Origin of the sequence: Cetobacterium sp. ZWU0022 (genome assembly GCF_000800875.1) — a bacterium.
Taxonomy (GTDB): Bacteria; Fusobacteriota; Fusobacteriia; order Fusobacteriales; family Fusobacteriaceae; genus Cetobacterium_A.
The window spans coordinates 1-961 of record NZ_JRJZ01000121.1; the positions used below are offsets into that span (position 1 = coordinate 1).

Annotated in this window: 1 protein-coding gene; it reads left to right on the forward strand. The window is 26.2% G+C overall.

Going from position 1 to position 961, the window contains the following annotated elements; genetic code table 11:
- Positions 1-109: 109 nt before the first annotated feature.
- Entirely contained in the window at positions 110-793 is a 684-nt protein-coding gene (locus L988_RS09700; protein ID WP_047383804.1) for a YjjG family noncanonical pyrimidine nucleotidase, read from the forward strand.
- The last annotated feature ends 168 nt before the right edge of the window (positions 794-961 follow it).

The following is a 961-nucleotide window of genomic DNA, read 5'->3' on the forward strand; positions in this document are numbered from 1 at the left end:
TAACACTCCCCCGTGTTTATAAAAAACCTTCCTTTTCCCCAAGAGGAAGGTTTTTTATTTTTTGCAAAAATATGATATAATAATCGAAATTTAAATAAAGGAGAGTTATATGAAATATAAAACTTTAATTTTCGATGCCGATGAAACTCTTTTCGATTTCAAAGCTTCTGAAAAAGACGCGCTAAAAAAAACCTTAATCGAATATAATATCGATTACAATGAGAATCATCACCTAGAAATCTACAAAGAAATCAATACAAAGATTTGGAAAGAATTAGAAGAGGGAAGTATCACTCAAAGTGAATTAAAAATAGAACGGTTTAGAAGATTTTGCGAAAAATTAGAATTAGATTTTAATCCAGAAAATTTTGCTTATAGCTATATGAATCATCTTTCTAACTCTTCAATTTTATTGGATGATGCTTTAGATCTGATTCAAACCCTACATAAAAAATTTGATTTGTTTATTATCACAAATGGACTGACTAAAGTTCAAACTGGAAGAATTAGAAACTCTATTATTGCGCCTTATTTTAAAGATATCATAATTTCTGAAGAGGTTGGAGTATCTAAACCAAACCCTGAAATTTTTGAAATTACTTTTAAAAATAATAATATAGAAAATAAAAGTTCAGCTTTAATGATTGGAGATAGTTTGACATCTGATATTAAAGGTGGAAATAATTTTGGAATTGATACTTGTTTATTCAATCCTAATAAAATTGAGTTTAAAAGTGAAATTAAGCCCGTGTACGAAATTTCGTACCTAAAAGAACTTTTAAACCATTTATAAAAACATGTGTTTTCTATTTTAAAACATTGGTTTTTTTTGCGTTCTATTTTCAAGAAAATAAAATTTTTTCTTTTCTGAAAAAAAACATTGTTGACATTTTTTTACGGTTATGGTATTATTAATTGAAACCGATGATTAAGTAAATTTAATACCCCCCAAAATTTATTT

Coding starts and splice junctions, on each gene's coding strand:
- L988_RS09700 (WP_047383804.1), top strand. CDS start 110: ATGAAATATAAAACTTTAATTTTCGATGCCGATGAAACTCTTTTCGAT.